This window comes from Clostridium sp. C8 (assembly GCF_001010885.1).
Classification (GTDB): Bacteria; Bacillota; Clostridia; order Clostridiales; family Clostridiaceae; genus Clostridium; species Clostridium sartagoforme.
In genome coordinates this window covers 1-24,235 of the sequence record NZ_LBMX01000022.1, presented here as the reverse complement: position 1 = coordinate 24,235, position 24,235 = coordinate 1, and the positions used below count along the sequence as shown (strand labels likewise).

22 protein-coding genes are annotated in these 24,235 nt (G+C 25.2%); 2 read left to right on the top strand and 20 right to left on the bottom strand.

All coding sequences use genetic code 11. The features are described from left to right. Window positions 1-49 precede the first annotated feature (49 nt). The 4 genes from AAT22_RS03635 to AAT22_RS03620 form a co-directional block, all read right to left on the bottom strand. On the bottom strand, window positions 50-694 hold the full coding sequence (locus AAT22_RS03635) for a hypothetical protein (RefSeq protein WP_016208763.1): 645 nt from the start codon (window positions 692-694) through the stop codon (window positions 50-52). Beyond that, window positions 684-1,565 carry an ATP-binding cassette domain-containing protein gene (locus AAT22_RS03630; RefSeq protein WP_016208764.1) on the bottom strand — a complete coding sequence of 294 codons (882 nt, stop codon included), beginning with the start codon at window positions 1,563-1,565 and terminating at the stop codon, window positions 684-686. Before AAT22_RS03630 ends, AAT22_RS03635 begins: the two co-directional genes overlap by 11 nt. Beyond that, window positions 1,558-3,504 (bottom strand): hypothetical protein, encoded by a 1,947-nt coding sequence (locus AAT22_RS03625; protein ID WP_047000288.1) that lies wholly within the window; start codon window positions 3,502-3,504, stop codon window positions 1,558-1,560. The genes AAT22_RS03630 and AAT22_RS03625 overlap by 8 nt, the downstream gene beginning before the upstream one ends. Before the next feature lie 71 nt (window positions 3,505-3,575). Next, entirely contained in the window at window positions 3,576-3,962 is a 387-nt protein-coding gene (locus tag AAT22_RS03620) for a hypothetical protein (RefSeq protein ID WP_016209211.1), read from the bottom strand. A 696-nt stretch (window positions 3,963-4,658) separates the two neighbouring features. Between AAT22_RS03620 and AAT22_RS19520 the strand changes: the two genes are divergently transcribed. Continuing rightward, window positions 4,659-4,784, top strand: a complete 126-nt coding sequence (locus AAT22_RS19520) for a hypothetical protein (protein ID WP_278279789.1) — start codon at window positions 4,659-4,661, stop codon at window positions 4,782-4,784. Between the two features lie 145 nt (window positions 4,785-4,929). Here AAT22_RS19520 and AAT22_RS03615 read toward each other — a convergent pair whose 3' ends face one another. From AAT22_RS03615 to AAT22_RS03595, 5 genes are all read right to left on the bottom strand, one after another. Continuing rightward, a complete protein-coding gene (locus AAT22_RS03615) occupies window positions 4,930-5,484 on the bottom strand; it encodes a hypothetical protein (protein ID WP_047000287.1) in 555 nt (184 codons plus the stop codon). A gap of 12 nt (window positions 5,485-5,496) precedes the next feature. Continuing rightward, complete coding sequence (locus tag AAT22_RS03610; protein ID WP_047000286.1) at window positions 5,497-6,204, bottom strand: ABC-2 transporter permease; 708 nt, start codon at window positions 6,202-6,204, stop codon at window positions 5,497-5,499. Continuing rightward, window positions 6,204-7,037, bottom strand: a complete 834-nt coding sequence (locus AAT22_RS03605) for an ABC transporter ATP-binding protein (RefSeq protein WP_047000285.1) — start codon at window positions 7,035-7,037, stop codon at window positions 6,204-6,206. The genes AAT22_RS03610 and AAT22_RS03605 overlap by 1 nt, the downstream gene beginning before the upstream one ends. 1 nt (window position 7,038) lies before the next feature. Continuing rightward, a complete protein-coding gene (locus AAT22_RS03600; RefSeq protein WP_016208976.1) occupies window positions 7,039-7,413 on the bottom strand; it encodes a GntR family transcriptional regulator in 375 nt (124 codons plus the stop codon). A 411-nt stretch (window positions 7,414-7,824) separates the two neighbouring features. Then, window positions 7,825-8,214 carry a GNAT family N-acetyltransferase gene (locus tag AAT22_RS03595; protein ID WP_278279790.1) on the bottom strand — a complete coding sequence of 130 codons (390 nt, stop codon included), beginning with the start codon at window positions 8,212-8,214 and terminating at the stop codon, window positions 7,825-7,827. Between the two features lie 211 nt (window positions 8,215-8,425). On the opposite strand from AAT22_RS03595, the gene AAT22_RS03590 reads away from it, so the two are divergent. Next, window positions 8,426-9,400, top strand: a complete 975-nt coding sequence (locus AAT22_RS03590; RefSeq protein ID WP_047000283.1) for a hypothetical protein — start codon at window positions 8,426-8,428, stop codon at window positions 9,398-9,400. 71 nt (window positions 9,401-9,471) lie between these two features. On the opposite strand, the gene AAT22_RS03585 is transcribed toward AAT22_RS03590, so the two are convergent. The 11 genes from AAT22_RS03585 to AAT22_RS03540 all read right to left on the bottom strand — a co-directional run bounded on the left by AAT22_RS03585 (window position 9,472) and on the right by AAT22_RS03540 (window position 24,039). After that, window positions 9,472-11,268, bottom strand: coding sequence for a glycoside hydrolase family 13 protein (locus AAT22_RS03585; RefSeq protein WP_047000282.1), 1,797 nt, complete (start codon window positions 11,266-11,268; stop codon window positions 9,472-9,474). Window positions 11,269-11,284: 16 nt separating this feature from the next. Then, window positions 11,285-12,562, bottom strand: a complete 1,278-nt coding sequence (locus tag AAT22_RS03580; protein ID WP_047000281.1) for a maltose ABC transporter substrate-binding protein — start codon at window positions 12,560-12,562, stop codon at window positions 11,285-11,287. A gap of 17 nt (window positions 12,563-12,579) precedes the next feature. Beyond that, a complete protein-coding gene (locus tag AAT22_RS03575) occupies window positions 12,580-13,401 on the bottom strand; it encodes a sugar ABC transporter permease (RefSeq protein ID WP_047000280.1) in 822 nt (273 codons plus the stop codon). 10 nt (window positions 13,402-13,411) lie between these two features. Beyond that, window positions 13,412-14,749 carry a sugar ABC transporter permease gene (locus tag AAT22_RS03570; RefSeq protein WP_047000279.1) on the bottom strand — a complete coding sequence of 446 codons (1,338 nt, stop codon included), beginning with the start codon at window positions 14,747-14,749 and terminating at the stop codon, window positions 13,412-13,414. 343 nt (window positions 14,750-15,092) lie between these two features. Beyond that, the gene (locus AAT22_RS03565; protein WP_047000278.1) at window positions 15,093-16,013 is read right to left on the bottom strand and encodes a LacI family DNA-binding transcriptional regulator; all 921 of its coding nucleotides are present in this window, start codon (window positions 16,011-16,013) and stop codon (window positions 15,093-15,095) included. Between the two features lie 160 nt (window positions 16,014-16,173). After that, a complete protein-coding gene (locus AAT22_RS18990; protein ID WP_016208984.1) occupies window positions 16,174-16,287 on the bottom strand; it encodes a MetS family NSS transporter small subunit in 114 nt (37 codons plus the stop codon). Between the two features lie 21 nt (window positions 16,288-16,308). Next, a complete protein-coding gene (locus AAT22_RS03560) occupies window positions 16,309-17,796 on the bottom strand; it encodes a sodium-dependent transporter (RefSeq protein WP_047000277.1) in 1,488 nt (495 codons plus the stop codon). 261 nt (window positions 17,797-18,057) lie between these two features. Further along, window positions 18,058-18,588: a 2'-5' RNA ligase family protein gene (locus tag AAT22_RS03555; protein ID WP_016208986.1), complete on the bottom strand. Its 531-nt coding sequence runs from the start codon at window positions 18,586-18,588 to the stop codon at window positions 18,058-18,060. A gap of 109 nt (window positions 18,589-18,697) precedes the next feature. Then, window positions 18,698-19,327: a DUF488 domain-containing protein gene (locus AAT22_RS03550; RefSeq protein WP_047000276.1), complete on the bottom strand. Its 630-nt coding sequence runs from the start codon at window positions 19,325-19,327 to the stop codon at window positions 18,698-18,700. A 107-nt stretch (window positions 19,328-19,434) separates the two neighbouring features. Then, entirely contained in the window at window positions 19,435-22,467 is a 3,033-nt protein-coding gene (locus tag AAT22_RS03545) for an SNF2-related protein (RefSeq protein WP_047000275.1), read from the bottom strand. A gap of 312 nt (window positions 22,468-22,779) precedes the next feature. After that, the gene (locus AAT22_RS03540) at window positions 22,780-24,039 is read right to left on the bottom strand and encodes an ATP-binding protein (RefSeq protein ID WP_047000274.1); all 1,260 of its coding nucleotides are present in this window, start codon (window positions 24,037-24,039) and stop codon (window positions 22,780-22,782) included. Window positions 24,040-24,235: the final 196 nt, after the last annotated feature.

The following is a 24,235-nucleotide window of genomic DNA, read 5'->3' as shown; positions in this document are numbered from 1 at the left end:
AGAAAATCATATCAGCTTTTTTACATATATATTTTATTTTAAACGATTATCATCTCTTTATATTTATTTGTCCACATATATAAAAACTCAATGAATATATTAAGCATTTAATTGTTAATAAAACAGTTTCACCTATAGGTAACCCAAAATATCCTGTTACATATATATTTAGAAAATTAATGAATGTATTTCTTATTATGAGGTATAGAAAGTAGTAAACTACTGAATATAATCCTATTCCAGATAAGGCTAATCCACTATTTTTAAATGCTACAACTAAAAGAAAACCTAGAGAATTCATAAATAAGCTTTGAGCAATTAATTGTAACAATATATTAATAAATATTATTTCCTTAAATATTAATGAGGAAATAAAAACATATATACTTAATAGTATTATATAAAAAATCATGAATCTAAACTGTCTATTTATACCTAATTTCCTTTTTGCATCTTTTATAGTAAATAGTATTTCTCCAATATCGTCCTCAACTAATTCTTTTGTATTAATAACTCCCATTATTCCTGCAAAAAATGTTAAGCAATATTCAGAAAAGAACATAAAACTAGATGTTGCCATGTTAGTTTTTCTCATAAGCCAATAGTAAATTAATAAGCCACTTATAAACATTAGAATAAACAAAAATATTTCTTTTCCTAAAATTTTTATCTCTAATATATTTTTATTCTTCATTTTTTAACTTCCTTAAATAGAAATATGCATCTTCAAGTGTTGGTTTAACTTCTACAATAGAATTTTCATATTTACTTAACTCTTCATGAGATACAAATCTAGCATTAATTTTATTTCCTTCATATCTTATATTAATTACATGAATTAGTTTTTCAACATCTTTAAATTTTTCCTTATTAAAAATGCCTTCAAAAATATGACCTTGGGCTCTATTTTTTAGTTCTTCAACTCTTCCCTTAAATAATATTTTTCCTTTATCTAATACACAAATATTTTCGCAAGTTGCTTCTAAATCTTCAACTATATGTGTTGATATTATTAATGTTATTTCTCCTGATAATTCATTAATTAAATTTCTAAATTCAATTCTCCTTTCTGGATCAAGTCCAGCCGTTGGCTCATCAATTATAAGTATTTTAGGATTGCCTATAAGTGCCTGAGCTATACCAGCTCTCCTCAACATTCCACCTGAAAGTTCTCTTATCTTTTTGTTTTTATGTTCATTAAGTTTCGTTAATTCTAATACGCTTATAACTTCTTCATCTATATTATTCTTTTTTATACCCTTTAGGTTAGCCAAATAATATATAACATCATATAACTTAACATTTTTGTATAAAGAAAATTCTTGTGGTAAATATCCAATAATCTCTTTTACTTTATTTTTATTTTTCCATTCTATATCTTCATAACTAATATTACCTTTTTCTATATCTAACAATGTTGTTAAAGTTCTCATTAGCGTTGTTTTTCCTGCTCCATTTGGACCTAACAAGCCAAAGTTACCCTTTGGAATTTCCATAGAAATATTATCTAAAACCTTTAACTTACCGTAGCTTTTAGATAAATTTTCAATAACTATATTACTCAATGCCATACCTCTTTTCATATAAATCTACTAGCTCACTTATATTAGTTACATTAACACCTTTATTAATCAAATTATAATAGTCATTTATAAACTCTTTTAAGTCTTCTATATTCATTTTATTTATTAAATTTTCTATTCTTTTTACTTCATCATAATTTATATCCTCATTAGGGATACTATTTATCATAAAGTTTGTATTATATCTTTTATTTGAATATTCTTTAATTAAATTTATATATACATTATTTATCAAAATATTATTAGTTGCATTATTTTGATAATTTCCTTTTAGCTCTCCCCTAATTATATAATCTAAAAATGCTCCATCATTAATTATAGAATTATAATCCTGAACTAGTAAAGACTCATTTGAAACTGTTATCAAACTAGGTAATAGAGGTATATTTACAATAGCTATATTTTTAATATCATATTCCTCATTATTAAATAAATCACTAAATAATTTATTAGAAAATTTATATCCACTTACTATTTTTTCTAGATTTAATTTAATATCTTCTTCACTGTACAATGAAGGCGAATAGTAAATATTATAGGAATCTATTTTTATTTCTTTTAATTGGTCTGTAGCCAATAATATAACACCATCATTACTTTTTCCATTTAATTGACCATCTTTAAATTCTAAATTCGAATAACTAATATTAGATAAATTTGTACTAATAAAATATTCTATATCATTATCATCTGTAAAACCAGTTCTATTAGTAGGTATATAGTTAATAAAGTTAGGAAGATATACCTGCTCCATGTTCATATACATTCCGTATTTGCTGTATCCATAATATTTAATATCTAATGATTTAGTTTCTGTGCTATTTAATACAATATTTACTTCATCATTATCTCTTGTAAATTTTACAGTTTGTCCCAATTCATCGGATATACTCTCTATAGTAAAGAACGGATGTAGATAAAAAGTTATATTTTCATCTTTTATATTATTTATCTCTAATTTTGATTCAAATTTCGTTTTATTATCAAAATTAATTTTCACATTTACACTTTCAATCATATAATTTATATTAGGATTTTGATTTTCTCTTTCGAATTTTACAAAATCATATTGTGTCCTATTTTGAAAAATATCTACTTCTATACTTTTGGAATTTATGTACATATATCCACATATAAAAATAATCACAATACTTATAGAAGGAATAATAATTTTTTTATTAATATATTTTCTATAAACTACCACCAAAGAAATTAATAATATAACTATATTTTTGACTACTATTGTAATTGATACGTTTATTCCTATTATGCTGTTATATATCTCCATTTCAGAATTAATAAATCCTTGGGTTAATAACCATTTTAGGTAATTTACATTAATAGTATGAAACATATTTGATAATACTCTAAATAGCTCATTATTTAACGGTGTAAGTAAAAACCATAATAATATTATCAATAAATACCCCTTATTTCCTTTTATATTATTTCCAACAATATAACCAATAAGATATCCTACTAATATAGGAATAAAATGATATTGAAAAATAAAGCTAATAACTTCTTTAAATAATAGAAAGTTACCCATTTTCATATAAATAATAATTATAAGAATATCTAAAACGCTTGTAATAATTAGTGAGTAGATTACTCCAAGTAATAACTTTCCTGTTAAATTGAATATTTCTCCATTTGTAATACATGATAATACTTCTTCACATTTATCCTTTTCTTCGCTTTTACCTAAAAAATATCCATTTATCATGAAAAATAAAGTCAATATAGCAATAACATAAGTTTGTCCCCTTAATGAATTATATAATTTATTTTTATCTAACACGTAATAATAGTAATTAACATATTGGCTTAATAAAATGATTAAACTTCCTATAATAATCATTATTTTCTTATGCTTTATATTTGAATTGTGTATTTTTAAAGAATTAATTATTTTATCCATATATTTTCCTCTTTTTATTAATTAAATGTAAAAGTGTAATTATATCACACTCTTACATTTATAAGTTTTATTTAATTAAAATAGTATCCTATAGTTCCATTACATCCTGTATATCCTGGGCCAGCAGGATTTAATTCTGTATAATGTGGTGCGCTTGCAATTGAATATAGGGTTCTATTAACGGATTCCCCAGGAGCCATATATTCTGATGCTATAAGAGTATTTGGAATAGGAACGGGATCATCCCTATATAATTCAGCATATAAATAATTACTACTACTTGAGTAATTGTAAGTAGAAATATACCCTCCATTAGGTATATACTGATTCGAACTAGTAGCTATACTTTGGTTTGAATTAATGTTTAATACTAAGTAAGAACCATAAGCTGAAGCATTTAAAATATTTCCTGTAACTACAGCAGTTGTTAATAATAAAATTGTAGCAATTTTTTTCATAAAACACCTCTTTAATTTATTTTTTAGCCAATACCGGTGTATACATAATATTATACAAGCTATTGCATGCTACATTTGTAATAATATGTAAAGTAAAAAAAATAAATTAATGTCATTTTTTTACACTAATCGAGTATTTTATATGTATATTTATATAAAGCTATTATTTTATTAAAAATTAACTAATAATTATCTTTATCTGAAATTATTTATTTTTGAATTAGCTTTAATTATCTAATAGTAGAAATATTAGATATTTTACTTTAAACATAATAATAATTTTTAATATAATCTTTTTTTATTTTACATGTATATATTATTAAATTTTAGAAATAATATATGTATATATTTTAATTAATAATCTACATTTTTATAATCTTATAGGATTAAAAGCTAATAAGCTTATTTAAATAAAATAGTTAAATTAAGTGCATATATTTCTTATATAAGTTGCTTAAATGCTAACTTTACTTAAATACTATGTACTTTAAAATAATTTAGTGAAGTGTAGAATATGTATTATTAACTATATGATTTATTAACTTATATGCTACTTCTCTTATCTTATTTGATAATTTATTAATTATCAGGCTTGATATAATAATAACTATTATTATTTAGGAACTTTTATTGATAAATTGATTATAATATAGTATAATAACATTAAAGAAAAGAACATTTAAAGGGGTGTTGTACATGGATGGATTAGCATGCATGCTAAATAAAAAATGTAGAAGAGAAAAATCAGAAGAAATAGTAAAAAATATGAATGATGAACAAAAAACTTATGAAGAAATATATGCAAAAGAAGATAGTAAGTAATAATTTTAGTAAGTAATTAGTATTATACCTAAATCATAATAAATAATTTGAATAGCTAAAAATATACACTATGAAATAAAATTCATAGTGTATATTTTTTTCCTTTTTTGTACCCATGAGGCCCAGATATTTTCCAATTATCATTCTATTGTAGTATATCTATATAACATTCTATACGCTTTGACCCTGCTCCACTAGCTCCACTACCAATTACAGTATTGTTATTAACTCTATACTTATATAACTTATAACTATAACCTATATCTATGTTTTTGGAATTAAACACCTCTTTATCAAAGCTTATTCCTTTAGATACTTCAAATACATATTCTCTTTCTTCATTAGGGTCAAAGAAAGAACTATAATTATATTTATCTCCTGGCTTAAGATTTAATAGTGCTTTTCTTTCATCATTGTCATATCCATTAAATATAGGAGCTCCTTGAGAAGTCCCAGTAAACTGCAAACTTATATTATTAAAACTAGCATAATAATCACTAGTATTCTTTATACTTATTTTTATCTTATATATATTATCATCTTCTTCTAATCCAACATAATTTATCTCTGGCACACCCTGTTCAAAATCAACAGAATTACTATACAAAACTTTATCTCCTAAAATAAATTTAAATCCTAAAATAAAGATAAGGCTAAAAAGAAAAATACTTATACTTACTTTTATAAATTTTTTATTCATTTTAATCTCCTCCTAAGCTAAATCTTTATTTTTATAAATTCTTAAAGAAATATAAAGAGATATTATAAATAACGTTAATCCTATACCAAATATAAGAATCAAGTATACATTCATTGACATAATTTTATAATCATAATTTTTTAAATTAAATATTTTAAAAATTAAAGTCCCTATTTTTCTTGAAAAACTTATAAGTAATGTTTCTTTTCCTGTATTTATAAATTCATAAGCACTAGTATTTTTATAAGTCATATATCCTACAAATATTGTTATAATGGGTGCAGCAATCCTCCCTATTTTATAACCATACTTTAATATAATAGGTATTATAATTGAAAAACTTAATAATATAGTTGCCATGCTAACAGATACATCTTGTAAAACCATTACCCTTACAGAGCTTAGTATGTTTATTCCATATAATACATACACCATAATTAATGAAACAAAAAGTATTGTTACTGTTAATATATATTTTGAATAAACTATATCTTCTCTTTTATGTGCAAGACTTGCAATAAAACTTTCACTTTTATTTAGACTATCATAATAAAAGCTGTTCATCACTACAATAAAGGTAATCATCATTGGAAGTAAAGTTGGAAATATATATGAAAAAGTGGTTAATAAAAATAATCCAAATATAAATGTAATGATTGTAGCTTTCAATGACTTAATTTTCAATCCTACTAATAAATCTTTTTGTATAAGCTTAAACATTATTCCCCCTCCTTTACATAGTGAAACATTATATCCTCTAAATTTGGAATACTTATATTGTCACTATCTAATCCTTTTCTATTTATAAATAAGCCTTCTGTATAATACTTTGTTTCTTTTATAGAAATAAAATTTAATTTACTTTCTTCAAGTTCTTCCTTTGAACCTCTAAAAATTCTATATCTTTCTTTTATCCATTCCATATCTTGTGAGAAAATTAACTTTCCCTTGTTAATAAATGTTATATAATCTGCTATTCCATCTAAATCTGAAGTTATATGAGTAGAAATAATAACACTTCTTTTTCCATTTTCTATTTCTTGTTGAAGTAACTTTAATATATCTTTTCTGACGATAGGGTCTAGTCCTGCTGTAGGTTCATCTAATATTAAAAGCTTTGCATCATGAGACAATGCATTAGCAATCATAAGCTTTATTGCTTCACCTTTTGAAAGTTCTCCAATATATAATTTTTTATGAATTCCAAATCGCCATAAATAAGAATCAAAAAGATTTGAATCAAACTTTGAATAAGCTTTACTGACTATTTTCTTAAAATCTTTAACACTTAAGTGAGAATAAAAATTTAAATTATCAAAAACAAATCCAATATTATCTTTAATATAAATTTCATCTTCAAAAATATCCTTATCAAATATTTTTATTTCCCCACTATCACTTTTAGTTAATCCAAGAAGCATTTTTATTAATGTTGTCTTTCCAGAACCATTAGGCCCAATTAACCCCATTATATAGCCTTCTTTTAATTCAAAAGAAATATCTTCTAGTTTAAATTTACCCCTAGTTTTATTTACATTCTCAACCCTAATCATACTATTCTCCTTCATATAACAAATCTATCATGCTATAAATATCTTTCTTTTCTAATTTTATTGCTCTTGCTATTTGCATAATTTCTTCTAACTTTTCTTCTATTTCCTTAAGTTTTTCTTCATAAATAAGTTCCTTATTAAAGTAAGATACATAACAACCCTTTCCCCCAACAGTTTCAATGAATCCTTGACTTTCAAGCTCTTCGTAAGCCCTTTTAGTTGTAATTACACTTATATTTAAATCCTTAGCTAAGGACCTTATAGAAGGTAATTTTTCATTTGGCTCTAACGTTCCATTTATAATCTCTTCTTTTATAGAATTAGCTATTTGTTCATATATAGGAAGCTTAGATGAATTACTAACTATTATTTTCATATTTCACCTCACATAACCGTATTTTCTGTATATGTATACTATATACAGTATATACATGAAAAGTCAATATTTTTTTACATTTATTACTAAATATATTTATTTGATATATAATTAATAAAAAAATTTTATATTAATTATTGTCAATCATATAGTAATTACTATTATTTAAAACTTAAAGGAAGTCACAAAATTAACGCAACTCCCTTTAAAATTATTATATACTCTTGTTTTATAAATTCTATAAGGTCTACCGCTTCATGAGTCTCCTATAAAATTAATAAAAATTCCCTACTCTAAAATTCGGTTTATCTGAATTTCCTCCTTAACTTTCACTATTAGCTATTTAACTAGCTTACTTTTATTTCACTATAATTCAACGAAGGTGAATTATCTCCTTAACTTTTCACTCTTTCATTTTTTCTCCATTCTTATATTCTTCTCCACCATTCCCATAGCCTTATAAAATCCTATTGCCTTTTCATTAAAACTCCAAACACCAAGTTCCAAACTTTCAGCTCCATTAAACTTTACTAAATCATAAGAATACTCAAATAACATTCTTCCAAATCCTTCTCTTCTATTTTTTTCATCTATACAAATTTCATCTATATAAGCAAAGAACTTATCTTGCAATAAATCTATATTTTTAATTTCTATATACCTTATTATTGTGTATCCTACTACTTTTTTATCTCTAGTTATTACTATAATTTCCACATTATCATCATCTAATAATTCTTTATAATATGATTTATAAATTGTCTTATTTACTTCTTTATATACATCGGGCCTATTTTTAATATGAAATGTGTGTAGTTCTTTTGAAATGTTACTTATATATTTATAATCTTCTAATTTAGCATGCCTTATTTCTATCCCAAGACAATCACCTCATAATATTTGTATTACGAATATTATAAGATTGTTACCTATTAAACATATAAATGAAAGTAACAATTTCAACTACACTTTCTTATAATAATTATAGAAATACTATATTAGGAGTGTATCAATGAATTTTAATGATGATGATTCAATCTTGTATCCAGATGATTCAAGATTACAACCTCCTCCCCCATTCGGAAATTTATTTCCAGGTTTTCCAGCAAGTAACTCTCCTTTTCCTAGTGGTAGCGCTTTAAATATAGGTCCTCCACCAAATTATACACCAAATAAAAATAGTGCTGAGGTAAAAAAACTTAATTCAGGAGCTAGTACTAAAAAAGATTCTAAGTCTAAAGATTCAAGCACAAAAGCTGTAAGTCCTGGTTCTATTAGTTTTTGCTTATTCAAATTTACTTATATTTGGGAGACTAATGGTAGAAATTATTGGGCATTCTTGCTAAATGTTGATCGTAAAACTGTTTCTGGTTTTAGATGGTTTAGAGGAACTTGGGTTTATTTTGGAGTCGATTTAAGAAGAATAGATTCATTTATTTGTTATCGAAATGACTCTACAAATGATTCTAAAATTGAACCTACTGAAAATTCTAACTCCTTTAGAAATACAAAAAAAGAATATTCATCTAATGGTGTAAGAAATATTTATACAAAAGTTTTAACATCTATAGAAGTTCCTGAAATAAGAGATGACTTCTTAATCAATTATTTAGGTGAAGTAGATGGAGAAGAAATAACCTCTAAGATTCCTTGTAGACAAACAAGAATAACTAATTATAGAATAGTTCTTCAATTAACATATCCTGAAGAATTTAATGAACAATTAATAGATAAAATAAATTTATGTGCAAATGATGCTGTTAAAGACGCCTCCAGGTACTTAGATGAATTTAGAGATAGTAAAAACTTTTTAACACCTTTAGAGATATTTAATTCTTCTACTAAACAAATAGGAAAATCTTTAAAAGTATTTTCTAGCAACTTTCAGCTAAAATTAAAAAAACTTAAACTTCCTAGAGAAATCGTTAAAGAAGTAGACTATACAATTCTTCAAGAAAAAATAGAAGAGCCTTGGAGAATACTTTAAATAACTCATAATAGATAACTTTATGTAGTAAATTAAGGGGTGCCTAGGCACCCCTTATTAAATAGACTATATTATTTAATTTGCAAATAGACTTTATAGTTATATGGTAAAAGTTCAATTTCTTTATCTATTAAAGTATAATTTTCTTCTATACAATCTTTAACTTTTATTCCTTTTATCTCTTCTGGAAATGCTATTTTCTTACTTATATTATTATTATTTAAAATTACATATAGAACTTCCTTTTCACATTGCTTTTTATATATTACAATATTGTTTTCCATTTCTATATTCATCCACTGAAAATTTTCTATTCTAAAGCTTTCATAAGTTTTACGCAATTGTATTAATTTTTTTATAAATAGAAATAGTTCCTTATTTTGCTTGGCTTCATCCCAAATCATTGGTTGTCTATTTTTATGCTCTCCACCTGACATACCAACTTCACTGCCATAATAAATACATGGAGAACCTGGATAAGTAAATAATAACAAGTATGCAAGCTTAGCAACCTCTACCTTTTCATTTACTATACTAAAAAATCGCTCTGTATCATGGCTATCTAGAAGATTAAAAAGATTTTTAGTTAAATGCTTTGGATATCCTACTAATAACTTACTTAGCTCAAATTTAAAGTCATTAGAGCTATATTTAATTTTAGCAGTATTATTTAAGCGAAAATAAGACCAAATAGGAATTGAAAACTCATAATTCATAACTGCATCAAATTGATCGCCTTTTAGCCAAGGATATGAATTATCCCAATTTTCACCTAATATATATACATCCGACTTTATTGACTTCAATCTTTTTCTAAGCTCTCTCCAAAAATCATGAGATACTTCATTTGAAACATCTAGTCTCCAACCATCTATATCATATTTTTCAACCCAATAACATGCAACATTTAAAAGATATTCTCTTGCAATAGGATTACTTGTATTCCACTTTGGCATAGATTGGGTATAAGCAAATGTATAATAATTTAACTCTTCTCTTTCTACTTCTTGTGGTACACCATTTTTCAAATTTCCATTTACTATAGGCTTATCTGGATTTAGTATATAAAAACAATCATAGTATTTAGATTTTTCTCCATTCCTTACTACATCTTGCCAATACGGATGAAAAAATCCGCAATGATTAAATACTGCATCTAACATTACTTTAATTCCACGTTTATGGGCTTCTTTAACTAATTCACCAAAAATCTCATTATCACCTAACTCTTCATCAACTTTAAAATAGTCTGTGGTATCATACTTATGCTGACTAGGTGATTCAAATATAGGATTTAAATAGATTCCATTAAACCCAGCTTCATTAATGTAATCAAGTTTTTCTATAATTCCAATCAAATTCCCTTCTATACTAGTATTTCCTCCATAAAAGCTTTTAGGAAATATTTGATACCAAATAGTATTAGATACCCAATCTGGGGCTATATATAAATCTTCTTCATTTATATATGGATAATTAAAGTAATTAAATAAATCATATAATTTACTTTTATCTTTTGTATAGGGAAGCCTATAATGGCTTCCTAATATATATTTTTCATCTTTATTTTCAATTATAAAACAGTATTTAATTCTCTTCCATTTTATATCGCTAATTTCTGCAAACCAACAATCATGATCCCTTGTAATTTGTTCCTTTACCATTTTAATTTTATATACTGAATCTATATCAAAATCATATACTCCACTTCCATCATTTCTTGGAATCCAATTAAATGGATCTACTGCTAAAAGTTCAACATTATCTACATCATTTTTGGCTGTTTTTATCCTTATATGAAGCTTGTCTTTACTATATGCATATGAAAAGGAACTTTTAGGTTCATGTATAATTGCTGCAAAATTCATAGTAATTCTCCTTTCATTATTCACTTGCTACTAATGCTTCAAAATCACTTTGTGCTTTTTTAGCTCCTTCTTCTGGTGTTAATGTTCCATCAAATACAGAATTTAATACTCCTATCATTGTTGTCCAATAATATGATATTCTTTTTGTACTTGGCATAGGAACAGAGCTTTTAAATGCTTCAGAATATACCCTTAGTTCTTCATCATCTTTTAATCCTTTTATATTTGATATATCATTTTTTGCAGTAATTCTATATGATTTATCATATAGAATTTGTGCTGCTTCATCTGAAGCTAAGAATAGAGCAAATAATTCTGCTGCTTTAGGATATTTTGAATAAGATGAAACATATGCATTTTGAACTGCACTAAATGATTTCATTTGTTTTCCATCCATAGTAGGTAGTGTTGTAACACCAAAGTTCACATTCTCATCTTTTAATGATTTAATTAACCATGGCCCTATTGGATAATAAGCCGTTTTGCCATCTTTAAAATTTTGCTCAAGAAGTGACATTGTCTCCATTTTTAAATCTTCTGACTTAATTGGTATATATTTTTTTAATTCTGCAATTTTTTCTAACCCTTTTGTAAATTCTGTTGTATTAAATCCTGGATTATCTCCATCCTTTCCATCAGATCCAAATAACTCAAAACCATATAAACTTAAGAAAGGATAAGCAGGATACCCATCTGTTGGAACTGTTAAATACCAAAACTTATTTGAGCTAGCATCATTATATTTAAGTGCTTCTTCTCCAATTTGCTCCATAGTTTTAGCAGGTTCCCCCTTAACTAAATCTTTATTATACAGTAATGCATATGTTTCAATAGATACTGGCACTCCATAAACTTTTCCATCATCTGTAACTGTCTTTACAGCAACTTCATTAACTTCATCTTTTATAATGCTTGAAACTTTTTCATCTAATTCTGCTAAAATGCCTGCATCCTTAGCTGTTGTAAATTTATCATGAGCTGCCATAAATACATCAGCTCCATTCCCTGCTGGTCCATCTAACATCATTTTATTAACGGAATCAAGACCATTTTCTTGAACATTAACTTTTACACCATATTTTGCTTGGAAGGCTTCTGCTATAGCACCTCCAAATTCAGCATCTCCAGATAGTGTCCAAAAGGTAATTTCTGCTCCTTCTTCAGGTGTAAGATCACTAGTTTCCTTAGATTTATTATCATCTTCAACTGGAATTTCTTTTTTAGCACATCCACCCATAACACTAATAAACATTGATGATACTAAAAGTAAATTAATTATTTTTTTAAATTTCATTTTCATTCCCCTCCAAATTAACTTTTATCAGCTCCTGCTGAAACACCTTGAACCAAATATTTTTGAAAAATAATAAATACTATCGTAATTGGTATAGCTATAAGTATTGCTCCTGCTGCAAAAATTGTGAAATTAATACTCTCCTTTCCATTTATTAATGCAAATAATCCAACTGCCAATGTCTTAGATTTATCACTAGATAGTAAGATATTAGGCAAAATAAAGTCCATCCACGGAAGCATAAATTGAGATACTGCGCAATAAGTAATAATTGGTTTAGACATAGGAAGTATTATTTTATAAAAAGCTTGGAATTTAGTACATCCATCAATATATGCTGCTTCATCTATTGCAAATGGAACTCCATCTAAATATCCCTTTACTAGCCATGTATTATAAGGTATTGCCCCTACCGAATATACAATTATCATACTAATTGGATTTCCTACTAACCCTAATAATAGAAATAAAGTATATATAGCTGTCATTGATAAAAATGTTGGGAACATAGAAATAATCATAATTGTCATAAGACTTGCTTTTTTGCCCTTAAATTTAAACCTTGACATAATCCAAGAGGTTAGCATTATTAATATTAGTGAAAATATTGTACTAGCAACTGCAATTTTTAATGTATTAAAGAACCATAGCGCATAATTCGTTTCTGCAAAGAGCCTTCTATAATTATCTAAAGTTAAATTAGCAAAATTAATTTTTGTTAATGGCCCACTTCCTTTTTGAAATGAAGATAATATAATCCATAAAACTGGTACAATTACAACTAAAGACATAACAATAAGCTCTAAATTCACTAAAATTCCTGTTATCTTCTTTCTCATAATATTCCTCCTATAATTCCTTGAAGGATACAGTTCTCCTAAAGTTCCAATAAGAGACAGTACCTATAATAATAAATAGTAAAACGCTCATAACAGCTGCAATATCATACATTTGCTGATTTAATGTTAATTTGTATATCCAAGAAATCAAAATATCTGTATCACCTGCAAACTGCATTTTTTCATTTATAGGACCCCCTTGAGTAAGGAAATAAATTGCACCAAATGAATTAAAATTAGCTGCCATACTCATGATCAAGTTTGGAATTGTAGCACGAAATACTAATGGTAAGGTTATTTTCTTAAAAGCTTGAAACTTTCCTGCTCCATCAATATAAGCCGCTTCATAAAGACTTTGATCTAAGTTTGAAAATACACCAAGCATCATAACCATAAACATTGGAAAGCCAAGCCATAGATTAACTACTAATACAGTAACTTTGGCCATATAAGGATGAGATAAAAATGGAATATTCTCTGAAATAATTCCTAAATTCAATAACAAACTATTTAGTGGTCCAAATTGTCCATTTAAAAGATTTCTAAATACTAAAAGTGATATCATTTGAGGAATTGCCCAAGGTAATATTAAAATTGTTCTAAAAAACCTTTTAAATTTTACTGACTTATGATTTAAAAATATTGCTTGTAACATTCCCATAAAATATGATGATAATGTACTTACGAGAGTCCAAATAATTGTCCAAAGTAATACTTTAATAAAAGTTTTCGACCAAATGGGAACTGTAAATAATTTTTTGAAATTAGATATCCCAACCCAATCTAATAGCTTTCCTGGTGGTAAATGGTCTCTATTATAATTTAGAAATGCTGTTAATACTGAAAATATTATTGGCATAATGACTACAAATAAGAATGCGATTCCTATAGGTATTAGTATCATATAAGGAAAATTTCTATTTTTAACTTTGCTGAAATATTCCTTTGAAGTTACATATTCTCCTGTTTCATCAATTTTTTTACCTGTTATATATGCATCTCTAATGTTAAATATATAGATAGCTACAAATAGACTTAAAGTAAATATAGCTATCACACCATTGATTAATAGCATGGTAGAATGATCCCCATACTTTCCTCCTACCTTTTCCCCTAATGTAACTATTCCCCAAAATCCCTTTACGAAAAAACCACCATGAAGCCTAATTGAGAAATCATTTACATGACCCATAAAATACTCAAGCCAATATCCACTAAATAACTCAATGGTTATCATTAATATTTGCAATGCAAAAATAATGAGTCCTTTTAATCTTTGTTTACAAATGAAAAATTGACCACTCCCCCAGAGAAAAACTGATAAGATTAATGACTTTTTTCTTTTCATCCTAATCTTCCTTTCCACTATAATCTAATCAAAAGCATCTTTTGTTAAGTTAATTTTTATTATTACTTATGCGTTTAACCTATTGAAATTATAGCCTTATTAATTAGTAATATCAATTGATTTTTCTCTATTTAAACAATTTCAGAAATTTAAACAATTCCCATATTATGTGATTAAGATTTAACTTACTTAACTTTTTTTGTTAAGTAAATTTGAAAAGGCTAAAGCTTAGCAATTATAGTTCTAATTAGATATAATATTTTTTTGTTAATTACTTAAAATTTTATATTAATAAAAAAAGAAAATTGCACTTTTGTTTATTTGTACAATTTTCTTAAATATTTTATTTATTTTTTAATGGTTTTATATATGAAACATGATTAATGTTTTTTGTACTTTCAAGTCTCAATAATTTTTCCATGACTTCTATAGCTTTTTCTGCCTTTTCTTTATTACTTACAGTAATTACTTTAGTATCTGATAATAACATAATGTCTCTTTCAGAATTTACAACTACGCAAATATTTTTATTATCTATATAATTTTCTACCTGCATACCTAATACTTCTCCAATAACTAAGCCTTTTTTGTCTTTCCGTTCTTTTAAGAACTCTTTTAAATTATCTTCATATTTATTAATAAATATATCTTTCATAGATATCCTATTTAATACAGTATTTAAAATTCTTTTATTTGAATAATCATCCATAATAACATAATATTCTTTGCCTAAGTATTCCTCTGCCATATCTAAAACTTCATCAAAATCAGTTAGAATCTTACAAAAAATATCGTCTTCTATATACCCATCTATAAAAATTGTAGGCACATAAAATTGATTAGCAATTTCCTTAAATCTTTCCTTATCTAAGTCTACTATAAATACTGCATCAAGAGATCGCTTTTGTCCTATTGTTACATCTTTTGTCATTTCTTTTGTAGGCAATAAAAGTACATCATATCCTAAAGTATTTAATTTTCTTTGTATTTCCCTTGATAAATCATAATACTGATACAATTTACTTTTTTTGTTTTTTGCTTCCATGTTAATTATTATTCCAACCATATAGCTTCTCTTACTAGCTAAAGATTTTGCATTCATATTTGGAACGTATTTAAGTTTATTGGCAGCTTCAAATATACGCATCCTAGTTTCATGACTTATATTTTCCTTACTTGAATAATTTAATACATATGAAACAGTAGCAGTTGAAACTCCAGCTTCCATAGCTATATCTTTCATAGTAACTCTTTTTGTAGACATGTAACCACCTCTATTCTACTTGCTTATGGGCTTAAGTATAGCATTAGTAAATATTTGCTGTCAATTTTTACACCTTATATTGCTTATATATGATTATATCTATTGTGATGAATATTATATAAAATATAAAAGAGGCATATTTCTATACCTCTAATTTTATTTATAAATATTTTTCTTTTCTTTCATTATACATTGTTATTCCAAGAGTTAATGCTAATCCTCCCCATAGAACAATTGCTCCTAATGCAAAAAATGAAGTTGCTATTCCAGTCATTATAAATCCTCCTTTTTTCAATTACTCTACTACATTCTTACTCTTCCAATGTCTTTTACTTATTATTAATGCTAAAATTATTCCAAAGCCGATTATACTCCAACCATATGCTAATAGTGCCGATAACTCATATCCTCCATAAGGTGTTTTTACTTCTGTAAGGATACTTTGTACTAACATAAATACTAGTATAGCTGGTGTTACGAATTTTACACAAATATTCCACCACTTACCTATTCTAAAGTATGAAATTTCATTTGTATGATTTCTAACTGTGTCAGGACTAGATATCCAGCCTATCAATATTACTTCTAATAAGCCAACTACAACTATTCCATAGTTATTTATAAAGTTATCTATTATATCTAATAAATATAACCCTGCTCCTGTTGAATATAATATTCCAATTAAGAATCCTATTGTACATATAACTGCAACAACTTTATTTCTTGCCCATCCAAATTTATCTATAAATGGCGCAGATACCGCTTCTATAAGAGAAACTGAAGATGTTATTCCTGCAAATAATAAACATAAGAAGAATAATACTCCTAAAATAACTCCAAGTGTTCCCATTTCTGTAAATACTGCTGGAAATACTACAAATGCAAGACCAACTCCACTTGATACAACTTCATTTATAGGTACTCCTTTTGATGTTGCCATAAATCCTAATATAGAAAATACTGCTATAGCTGATAAAAATTCAAATCCACAATTGGCAAAAGCAGTCATAAATGCACTATTATTTATATCTGTTTTCTCTGGTAAATAGCTAGAATAAGTCATCATTATTCCCATTGCTAAACTAAGAGAAAAGAATACTTGTCCATAAGCAGCAATCCATACCTTGGGCTCCATAACTTTTGACCAATCTGGTGTAAATAAAGTATTTAAGCCTTCTGTAGCTCCTTCTAAATTTACAGATCTTATTGCTATTATTATCATTATTACTACTAATGCTGGCAAAAGAATTTTATTAGCTTTTTCTATTCCACCCTTTATTCCTTTATAGCATATAATCCAGTTTATAAACCAAATTACAGCTATTCCTATTAGTATTGGTAAAATAACTCCACTAAATTTAAATGGTGATTCTGTTAATTTTATAAAATCAACATGAAAAAATGTATTTGTATCACTTCCCCATGCTTTAGTTAAACTAAATCTTAGATAATTTACTGCCCAACTTAAAATCATAGAGTAATATGTTAATATTATAAATGCATTTATAGTTGGCCACCATCCAAGCCATTCCCACTTTTTATTTACTTTAGCAATTGCAAGTGGTGTTGAACCCTTAAACTTATGTCCTAATCCATATTCTAATATTAATAACGGAATACCAGCTGTAAATATTGCAAAGAAATATGGTATTAAAAATGCTCCTCCTCCGTTAGAATATGCTATATATGGAAATCTCCAAATATTTCCTAACCCTACTGCTGAACCTATTGCAGCAATTATAAATCCTAATTTTGATCCCCATTGTTCTCTATTTTCTTCCATAAAATCGCTCCCTTATAAAGTCATAACTTACGTAACTTATTAATATTTAAATATATAATATATCAAATTATCAATAAAATCAATAATTAATTATTAAAATATTATGCTACATTCGACAAATATATCATTTTATCATTTTTATTTATACATAATTGCTATTTTTTCAAAATACATGTCATAAAAGGTGTAAAAAATAATCATCTCATAATTTAATAAGATGATTACTTTTAATATTACTCATATTTGTTTATTTTCAAATTTCTAATTTTCTATAAGAAACTCCTTATGTAACTTCCAGTTATTATCTACCCATTTAAATATACTTATATTATCAAAGTAACAATTAAAGTTAAATGAATATTTATTTACATATTCCCATACCTCGTTATATATTGGTGGAACTTTCTTTGAAGTTAATGTAACATGAAGAATTTTATCTTTTCCATCTTTTTTATTAAACTCAATATAGTCAAAATCATTTAAAACATCTATTAATTTATCATGAAGAACTTTACCTTCATTAGACATATTAACATTCATATAAATGACTCTATCATCAAAATGATTATACTTGTTCATTTTAAACTCTGCTTTTTTTTCTTTTTTACTAAACTTATATAAGGCATCTTCTAAATCTTTTATACTTTTATCATATTCAAATGGTGCTTTAATTGTAAAATGCGCAGGAAGCTTCGATGATTTGGCTTTAAATTTCTCAAAGATATCTTTTCTCATTTCATCATTAAAGTTACCAGCTTCTCCCTTTACAACGCAAACTATAACATATCTCATAAAGATAAATTTCCTTTCACAAAAATTCTTTAAAAACATAGTTAAGCAATAATTAACTATATTTTTAAAGAATTTGAATTTTTTAATTTAATGGATATCATATTTTATATTAATGTTTTTTCTCTATAGGTAAACATTCAATTCTATACCCAATTTCTTTATTAGCCATTCTATAGCCCTTATTTATCATTTCTTCCCTACTCATTTCATTACCTAATAAAGCATCTATAGTTATTTGTAATCTATCTGGAAAATATTTATCAAGCAATCTTTCATCAATATATTCTTGATCTTTTATAGAATAATCATCTAAAATATGTTTTACGTTAAATCCATATTCTTGTAAAGCTCTTCCAACTAATATACTTCTATGACATCTTATAGGATCTTGCATAGCCCCCAGTAAGGCAATTCTATAGCCCTTATTACAACCATCTTTTAGCCTTTCAATCCCTTTAATAAAATCTTCTTCATGAATAACTTTTTCAAAATCAGAATATCCCTCTTCATTGTAAGAGATTTTATTAAGCCTCTTTGCTGCAAGTTCCTTAGCCATATAAATATATACAAATCCAGCTTTAGTTAAAGTATATTTTATAGTTTCCTTATCAAATTGAACATTATACTTTGAATAAGGTGTTCCTCTAATATCAACAACAGTATCAATATCATAGTGCCTTAACATATCTATTAACTTCTCAACTGTATAATTTGAATGTCCTATTGTATATATATCCATTAAAACTTACCTCATATAATCGAATTAATAATATAAAGGCGAAGATAACTAGGTATGCTCCATAAGCTAAATAGCTATGCAAAGAAGTACTAGGCTCTGAATATCTACTATGCCAATAGTTTTAGTAGTTCTTCCTCTGTTATTGTATTTAAAGTTTCCCCAGTTAAGGTATCTCCATCTATTATTTTGCTTATTAATTCTTTCTTTTCTTCTTGTAGCTTTATTATTTTTTCTTCAATAGTATCTTTAGATATAAGTTTTATTACTTCAACTATATTTTTTTGTCCAAGTCTATGTGCTCTATCTGTGGCTTGATCTTGAACTGCTGGATTCCACCAAGGATCAAAATGCACTACAACACTAGCTGAAGTTAAATTTAATCCAACTCCACCAGCTTTTAAAGAAATTAAGAATATATTTTTATCTCTATTATTAAATTCATTAACTAAATTTATTCTTTCTTTTGCTTTAATACTTCCATCTAAATATAAATAGCTAATATTATCCTCTTTTAATTTATTTCCAATATTCTTTAATACAGATGTAAATTGCGAAAATATAATCACTTTTTTATTTGAATCTATAGTTTCTTGTATTATTTCTTTAACTGCTTTTATCTTTGCACTTTCTTCTTTAAAATCATCTATTAATAAAGATGGATCTAAACAAAGCTGACGTAATTTTGTAAGATAAGATAAAATTACTATTTTACTATCTTTGACTTTTTTATTTTCCTTAAGTTTCTTTTTAATATCTTTCATATATGAATTATAAATTTGTTTTTGAGTAAAAGTCATTGGTATTAAATATTCTTTTTCTATTTTATCTGGCAATTCATCTAATACATCTTCTTTTAGTCGTCTTAATATAAATGGAGAAATAAGTTCTTTAAGCTCTTTTAAACTTTTATCATCTCCATTTAAAAACTTGCTCTTAAATTTTTCTTCACTATATAAATATCCTGACATTATAAAATCAAATATTGACCATAATTCTAGCAAATTATTTTCTATTGGTGTTCCTGTTAAAGCTAGTTTACAATTGGCTTTTATAGATTTAACTAACTCTGTTATTTTAGATTTTTTATTTTTAATATTTTGTGCTTCATCTATTATACAGAAGTCAAATCTTTTATCTTTATACCAATCAGAATCACTTCTTAAAGTTCCATAGGTAGTTAGAAGTACATCATATTCTTTATAATTTTCTTTAACTTTTTCTCTTTCACTAACACTTCCATGAATTACTCCTACTTTTAGAGTATCTGCAAACTTTTCAAATTCATTTTTCCAATTATACACTACAGAAGTTGGAGTTATTATTAAACTTTTTTTATTCTTGTTTGAAAGTAATAAAGCTATTGTTTGAATGGTTTTACCAAGTCCCATATCATCAGCTAATATTCCACCAAATCCTAAGTTTGCTATTGATTTTAGCCAATTATATCCTTTAATTTGATAATCTCTAAGATTTCCATTTAAATCTTTTGGAATAGAATAGTTTTGTTCTTTATTATTTAAATTATTTATTAAGTCATTTATTTTTTCTTCTCCACTTATAAATGGAATTCTTTTATTTCTTATTTTATTTTCTAAATGCAATAAACTAAACTTATCAACATATATTTCTTCTTTATATACATTATTAAATAAATTTAACTCCTCTATTGTTTTAAAAAATTCGACTACTTCCGTGTCTTTTAAATCTAAAAAGTTACTTTCTTTTGTTTTATAAAAAGAACTTCCACTTTTTATTCTTTCTATTATATACGCTATTTCACTATAATCTACTTTATCTATCTTATAACCAAAATTATAATAATCATCTATTTCTTCTATTTTACTTATTATATCATTAGATTTTATAAACTTTATTTCACTAAACTCATTAGATAAAGTTACATCTCCAATTTTACTTAAATTATCTATCCCTTCACTTAATAATATATATTTATCCTCATCATTCCCTATAAATATAAACTTATCTTTATGTTTTATAAACTTATATCTTTCAAGCTCCATTTCTATTTTTTCTTTTGCCCTACTATCTTTTAATCCATTTAACTTATTTACATAGTTTATATCAATGCTGCAATATATATTGTCATTTTCCTTTTCTATATAAAATCTTGGAGTATTAACTTTATTTATTTCATTTTTTACAGTTTCATCTATAATTATGTCCTTTGAAATTTCACCTACTATAAACAATAATTTCTTTAAATTACTTTCTGTATTTTTATAAATCAAACTATCTTTTCCATCCAATTTATCATATATTGCTTTATAATATTTTAATTGCTTTTTTGTAGGCAAATATATTTTCTTATCATATATCCAAGTCTCTTTTTTATCATCAATAGGTATTATACTCTTCTTTTGAGATTTTAATATTAAAGCTTCACCTTTCTTCTTTAAAGTAAAAATTAAAGGAATATCTTCTTTATAAATAACTGAGTTATAGTTCATATAATCATAAGTTAAAACTATATTTTTATCATTATCTATTAGTTCTAAAAAACTCCTAAGTTCATCTTTATATAATATAAAGCTTCTAGCATTTACAATTCTACTTTTACCTTCTTTAAATTTCGCTTTTAAAAAATCTATTATTACAGTATTACTCTTGTTAAACTTATTATTTTCATCAAATAAAAATTTACCTAATGATTCTACTGCAATTGTATTTTCTTCTCCCGATCTAAGCTCTAAATGATATTCTTCATTTTTATTTATCTTAACTTGCTTTATCTTTATATCTAATTTTAATATTTTATTATTAATTTCAGATTTTGCTTTATTATGGCCTTCTTTTTCTTTGTTATTTAATGCCGCATAATAAAACTTATATATAGTAGCTACTAAATGGCTGCAAATATAATACTTTGTTTGCTTGCTGTTTTCTTCAAATTGACTGCAGCTGCATTTAACATCCATTACATTATTATTTAAATCAAACTTTATATGAGTATTATATTCATTCTTATTTCCCAAAACTCTTCCATATATATGATAAGTATCATTTATCTTTTTACTTACAACCTTAGATACTAACCCATTCTTAAATAAAGCTATTCCGCTATTCTTTGAAATACTAGAACTTAACTTTAACAGTGATTTCATCATAGCCTTTATGCTCATATACATCCCTCCCTTTTAAGCTTACTTAATATTATATATTATTTTATATTACTTCATTTATTTTTTCTTCCTATATTATAACCTTTACTTAATAAAATAGCTTTGTTATTTGGTGTACTTTTATTAAAGTCTATATTTCTTACTTTATAATATATTTTATCAAGGTAAATCTTAATATTGATATTTATTAAATAGAGATCATTATAATACATTAAATTTTATTTTAATAATTCACATAAAAATGAGAGAAGCTTGTACAACTTCTCTCATTTTTAGATGCCTAATATATTTAAGTATCTCTATATTTTATATTTAAATATGTAACGGTAATTTTATAATAAATTCAGTTAATGTTTCTTCACTTTTTACTTGTATATTTCCATTATGCTTATTAACTAATTCTTTTACTATATATAAACCAAACCCATTTTCTTTATGTTTATTTTCTTTAGTTGAAAATCCTTGATGAAAAATTTTATCAATTATATCCTTATCTATTTGAGGACCATTATTTTGTATGCTTATAACTATATGATTATAGTTATAAAAGCTTTTAATCATTAACAAACCTCTTCCATTTAATGCTTCTATAGAATTTCTTAATATATTAGAAATAATTCTTTGTAGATCCATTTCATCTATATTTGTATCTTCTAATTTAGCTTTTTCATCTATTAAAATATCTATATCTATGAAATTAATAGAATTAACTATTCTAGATATAAGAGAATTTTCATCACTTACAACTTTAACTTGTGTTGAAATATTATTTCCCTCTATTGCGCTTTTAAATAATTCTCCTAACTTATCATAATTTTTCATTAGATATGCTCCATATAAATATGAAATCTGAGAGCCATAATCATGTTTTATTTTTTTCAATTCATTAATCTTATTTTCTAATTCCGTGTTTAAATTATATATTTCACTAGATTTCTTATTTACACTTGCAAAATACCAAGTAACTAAAATAATAAATCCACCTAATAGTAAAAATACTATTTCTTCAAATATTGGATTGTCTTTTCCATTAATAATAAATGATAAAGATATTATAAAATCAAGTATTATTGTTATTATTATAAAAGTAATTATAGATGAAATTCTTGATTTAATCGTTAAAAAGACTTTATACATAAATTTCATATTACTCAAAACAAAGTATGAAATAATATATGAAGGGATATAAACAACTAATATCAGTAATAAATTTATATTAGTGCTATCAATAGTTATTACATTACTAACGAAGTTAATTATAATATTACTAACTATTGAATTTATACAAATTATAAAATATATTATACTAAATCCAATAGTGGCTGATAGCTTATCCTTGTAATAGGGAAGAACCGCCAAAACTAATGATACTATATGCATTATTATAATTGCTAAACTATAATTCCCCATAATAGAAGTAATTAATATTATTACTAAAGATATGCCCCCTATTAATGAAAAGGTTTGTATTTTACTTTTCTTATATTTTTCATCAATGCAATAATTTATCGTCATAATGAACATAGTACATTGAAGAATACTATTAATAATGTCAAAAAAACCAGTGTACATATCCTATATTCCCCTATCTAAATTTTTTAATTGATTGAATTTATTTTATTGTTTTATTTCATAATTATATTTTATTGTTAACTTATTAAATTATACAATATTTCCGTATAATATGCTATGTTTTTTACTTATTATTTACTTGTTTTATCTTCTTTTTCGTAAATTTTTAATTTAATTGTAAATGTTAATATGAAAG